A 4,987-nucleotide genomic window follows, 5' to 3' on the forward strand; every position below is an offset into this window, starting at 1 on the left:
GTTGAGGCGTGAGTCGAGGCCCTCGCTCTCCTGTTCGTCGCCCTGTCCCCGTTCCTGGCGGAGGGCCGCGACGGGGGAGGGCGGGGGCCTCTCCTGTGTGGCGGGCGGGCCTGTGCGCCGGACGGGCGAGGGGTGGGGAGTGAGGGTTCGGGCGGTCGAGTGGTCGAACGGGTGGTCGTGTGGGGCCCGTTCCGGGGGACACTGCCGTGAACACACGGCAAAAATCCGGTAGTTGGCGTTGACATGTCATCTACGCGCGTCACCATGGGGTCATGAGATTCCCCCCACGTATCGCGCGCGCCGGCGCCCTCGGAGCCCTCGCGGCCTCGCTGTTCGTCGCCGGTCCCGCGCTGACCACCCAGGCAACCGCAGCCCCCGTCACCGCAGCGGCGTCCGTCTCCTCGGTGGCCGTCGCGGATGTCGGCGACATCTGCTACTCCGAACTGCCCACCGAGGCGCACGAGACGCTCGACCTCATCGAGAAGGGCGGCCCCTACCCGTACCCGCAGGACGGCACGGTCTTCCAGAACCGTGAGGGCATCCTCCCGGACCAGAGCGAGGGCTACTACCACGAGTACACCGTCGAGACCCCCGGCTCCGACGACCGCGGTGCCCGCCGCATCGTGACCGGGGAGAAGGAGCAGGAGGACTACTACACGGCCGACCACTACGCGAGCTTCGACCTGGTCGACCACTCCTGCTGAGCCGGCCGCCCGCGCCGGCGGGCCCCGGTCGTCCCTGCCGGACCGGTCCACTCCTGCGCCCCCACGCAGACCGGTCCGGCAGGGCTTTTCTCCGTTCCGCAGCGGCTGTCGCCCCGAATCGGGGTGACAGCCGCTGCTGTGCGTGTAACCTTCGGCCCTCCCGGTGACCCACGGCCGTCCCCGGGCGTCCCGGGGGCGGGGGAGCGTGGGGCGCGGGGGGCCGGGGAGCGGTCGCCGGGGCGGGGAGTGCGTCACTGTTCGGCTTCGGCGTGAGGTGGTGGCCACCCGAGGGTGGCTTTGTGGGCCGGAGCGGGTAACGTTCCCCACAGAGAGTGATGCAAAGGCCGGAGATATGGGGAGTTACCGGTGAGAAACGGCCCAGAGGCGGTTACCTGCGGTGAGGCGATGCTGCTCATGCTCGCCGAACCGGGCCTGCCATTGGAACGCGCCGGCCACTTCCGGCGTTCCGTCGCGGGCGCCGAGTCCAATGTGGCCTCCGGTCTCGCCCGCCTCGGCCACTGGGCCCGCTGGATCGGCCGGGTCGGCGACGACCCCGCGGGCGAGGCCGTCCTGCGGGAGCTGCGGGCCGACGGCGTCGACGTCTCCTGTGCGGAGATGGACCCCGAGGCGCCCACGGGGCTGCTGCTGCGCGACAGCCATCCCCAGCGCGCCATCGACGTGCAGTACTACCGCACCGGCTCGGCCGCCTCGCTGCTGAGCCCCGCGCAGATCACGCCCGAGGCGCTCGCCGGGGTGCGCGTCGTCCATGTCAGCGGCATCACGCCGATGCTGTCCCCGCAGGCCGAACAGGCCACGCACGCGCTCGTCGAGCGGGCCCGGCAGGCCGGCGCCGCCGTCTGCTTCGACCCCAACGTGCGCCGCAAACTGGGCACCTCGCACGAGTGGATCCGCCGCGTCGGCCCGCTGCTGCGCGAGGCGGACATCGTCCTCGCCGGCGAGGACGAGCTGGAACTGCTGCTCGGCACCGGGGAGGACGAAGGGGCCAAGGCCCTGCTCACGATGGGCCGGGCCGACTGCGTCGTCGTCAAGCGCCGGGACCACAGCGCCGTGGCGCACACCGCCGAAGGGCAGTGGACGCAGCAGCCGTTCGCGGTGCGGGTGGCCGACCCGGTGGGCGCCGGGGACGCGTTCGCCGCCGGCTGGCTCTCGGCCCGGCTGCGCGGTCTGGATCATCCGCGGGCGCTGGCCGAGGCCGCCTGTGTGGCGGCTCTCGTCGTCCAGGCGCCGGGCGACACCGACGGACTGCCCACCGCGGCCGCCCGGGACCGGGCCCTGGACGCCTTCCTGCGCGGCACCGACTCCGTGCACCGCTGAACCCGCCGCGTCTCCCGGCGCCCGCGGTCCTCCCCCGGCCGCCGGCACCGGGAGCACGGCTCGGCACTCCGCAACCCCCGCACCACCCGAACTCCCCCCGCACCACCCCGAACCCCCCGGTACGACCAGAAGCCCCCCACCCCCCCGCAGACCCCCCCGCAGACCCCACGAAGACCCCCCGCAGACCCACGCAGAACCCGAGCAACCCGGGCATCCGGGAAACACGAGAGGCGGCGATCTTGCCGTGTACCGCTGGGAGATCACCCGGGCCGCGCTGGAGCAACGCGTCTTCGCGATCGTGCGCGCCGACACCTACGAGAAGGCCACAGCGCTGGCCGACACCCTCCTCGGGGCCGGGATCACCGGCCTGGAGATCTCGCTGACCACGCCGTACGCGCTGGAGGCGATCAGCACCCTGCGCCGGGAGACGGGCGACGACTCGGTGATCGGCGCCGGAACGGTGCTCGACGCACCCTCCGCCCGGCTGGCCGTCGACGCGGGGGCGCGCTTTCTCGTCTCCCCGAGCCTCGACGAGGAGGTGATACGGACCGGCCACCGCTACGGCGTCCCCGTCTTCCCCGGCATCGCGACGCCCACCGAGATGGTGCGCGCCCTGGAGCTGGGGGCGGACGCGCTGAAGCTCTTCCCCGCGTCCGGGCACAGCCCCGGGTGGCTGCGCGATGTACGGGCCGCGCTGCCGCAGGCGCCCGTCCTGCCGACCGGCGGCATCACGGTCGACGACGCGCCGGAGTGGATCGCGGCGGGCGCGGCCGCCGTCGGCATGGGCTCGGCCCTGACCGAGGGCGACCGGGAGACGGTCGCCAAGCGCGTCACCGAGCTGCTGCAACGGCTGGAGGACGCGGTTCCGCTCTCCTCCCGTACCGCCGTCAACTGACGGGACGTCCCGGGACAGTTGGTGCACCCTGCCGCGGATGGGAAGCTATCCGTACGATCGGGTCATGGCAGAGCACAGCGTCGTGGACGCGAGCATCAACGTGACCCCGAACGCCGAGGGACTCGTCGATCTGGCAGCGATGGGCGAGCCCTTCGAACGTGACCCCTACCCGGTGTACGCGGCGCTGCGCGAGCGCGGCCCCGTGCACCGGGTCCGCACCCCCGAGGGTGCGCTCGCCTGGCTCGTCGTCGGACACGAGGCGGCCCGCACGGCCCTGGCGGACCCGCGGCTGGCGAAGGAATGGAAGCACGCCTCGGCCGACGCCAGGGTCAACGCCGTCTCCTCCGGCACCCATATGCTCATCGCCGACCCGCCGGACCACACCCGGCTGCGCAAGCTCGTGGCCAGGGAGTTCACGATGCGCCGCATCGCCGATCTGGAGCCCCTCGTCCGCGCGACGACGGACGAACTGCTGGATGCCATGCTGGCCGGCGGCGACGGCCGCGCCGATCTCGTCGAAGCGCTCGCCTTCCCGCTGCCCATCACCGTCATCTCCGAACTGATGGGCGTCCCGCAGCTCGACCGCGAGGTCTTCCGGCGCTGGTCCGACGAGGTGCTGGGCACGGCGCCCGACGAGGAGAAGGCCGTCTCGGCCGAGAAGCTCACCGCCTACCTCCTCGACCTCATCGACAGCGCCCGCCACCGCGACGACGACGATCTGCTCAGCGCGCTGGTGCGCACCAGCGACGAGGACGGCGACCGGCTCTCCGCCGAGGAACTCCTCGGTATGGCCTGGCTGTTGCTGATCGCCGGCTACGAGACCACGGTCGGCCTCATCTCCAACGGCGCCCTCGCCCTGCTGCGCCACCCCGACCAGCTCGCCGCCCTCCGCGCCGACCCCGGCCTGCTCCCCGGAGCGGTGGAGGAGATGCTCCGCTACGACGGCCCCGTCGAGACGAGCACCTACCGGTTCACGACCGAACCCGTCGAGATCGGCGGCACCGTCATACCCGGTGACGGCCAACTCGTGCTGCCCGTGCTGGCCGACGCCGACCGCGACCCCCGGCGGTTCGCCGAGCCGGACACCTTCGACGTCCGCCGGGCACCCCGCGGCCATCTGGCCTTCGGGCACGGCATCCACTTCTGCCTGGGCGCACCGCTGGCCCGGATGGAGGCCCGGATCGCCTTCGAACGGCTCCTGGCCCGGGTGCCCACGCTGGAGCTGGACACCACACCGGCGGGGTTGCGGTGGCGCGACGGGCTGCTGCTGCGCGGACTGCGGGGGCTGCCGGTGCGGTTCGCCGCATAGCCGGAAACGGCCGTGCGCGGAACGGAAGGCCGTGCGCGGGACGGAGCGGACGGGCGTCATGCACCGGAGCGGACGGCGTCGTGCACCGGAGCGGACGGGCGTGCACCCGGAGCGGCCGTCCGGGGCCGTGCGCGGCCGGGGAAAATCTAGGCTGAGCCCATGCGGATCACCGAGTGCCGGAAAGAAGACCTCGACCTGCTGGACGAACGGCTGCCCTTCCGGGGTGTCGTCTCCCCGCACCGGGACCGGTTCGCCCGGCAGGCCGAGGGGCTCACCACGTTCCTCCTCGCCTGGGACGGGGCCCGGCCCGTGGGCAGTTGCGAGATCCGCTGGGAGGGGTGCGCGGCGCCGGAGGTGCAGGCCCGGCACCCGGGCTGCCCGGAGGTCTACGGGCTCGGCTGGCCGGGCGCGCTGCCGTCCCGCCCGGTCGGCACGGGCCTGCTCCGGGAGGCCGAGCGCCGCGCCGTCGTCCGCGACCGCGCGTCCCTCGGCCTCGGCGTGGAGAAGAACAACCCCCGGGCCGCCGCGCTCTACCGGCGGCTCGGCTTCCGGGGCGAACTGCCGTACCTGGACTGCTGGTCGTACGAGGACGGCGCCGGGGTGCTGCACCGGGTGGCGGACGCCTGCGTCTTCATGACCAAGCCGCTGCCACCGGCCCACCCTTGAGCCGCTGCCACCGGTCCACTGCTGAGCCGCTGCCACCGGCCCACCCTTGAGCCGCTGCCACCGGTCCACTGCTGAGCC

The 4,987-nt window shown here is 73.5% G+C and carries 5 protein-coding genes; all 5 read left to right on the forward strand.

Annotated features, from left to right (window positions below):
* Positions 1–272: 272 nt before the first annotated feature.
* Positions 273–704, forward strand: a complete 432-nt coding sequence (locus tag SCA03_RS34335; RefSeq protein WP_030892519.1) for a guanyl-specific ribonuclease — start codon at positions 273–275, stop codon at positions 702–704.
* 405 nt (positions 705–1,109) lie between these two features.
* On the forward strand, positions 1,110–2,039 hold the full coding sequence (locus tag SCA03_RS34340; protein WP_078874158.1) for a sugar kinase: 930 nt from the start codon (positions 1,110–1,112) through the stop codon (positions 2,037–2,039).
* Positions 2,040–2,283: 244 nt separating this feature from the next.
* Positions 2,284–2,934 carry a bifunctional 4-hydroxy-2-oxoglutarate aldolase/2-dehydro-3-deoxy-phosphogluconate aldolase gene (locus SCA03_RS34345; RefSeq protein ID WP_030886857.1) on the forward strand — a complete coding sequence of 217 codons (651 nt, stop codon included), beginning with the start codon at positions 2,284–2,286 and terminating at the stop codon, positions 2,932–2,934.
* 64 nt (positions 2,935–2,998) lie between these two features.
* Positions 2,999–4,243: a cytochrome P450 family protein gene (locus SCA03_RS34350; RefSeq protein WP_030888135.1), complete on the forward strand. Its 1,245-nt coding sequence runs from the start codon at positions 2,999–3,001 to the stop codon at positions 4,241–4,243.
* Between the two features lie 159 nt (positions 4,244–4,402).
* On the forward strand, positions 4,403–4,909 hold the full coding sequence (locus SCA03_RS34355; protein ID WP_030888137.1) for a GNAT family N-acetyltransferase: 507 nt from the start codon (positions 4,403–4,405) through the stop codon (positions 4,907–4,909).
* The last annotated feature ends 78 nt before the right edge of the window (positions 4,910–4,987 follow it).

It is taken from the genome of Streptomyces cacaoi (assembly GCF_006539165.1).
In the GTDB taxonomy this organism is placed as follows: domain Bacteria; phylum Actinomycetota; class Actinomycetes; order Streptomycetales; family Streptomycetaceae; genus Streptomyces; species Streptomyces cacaoi.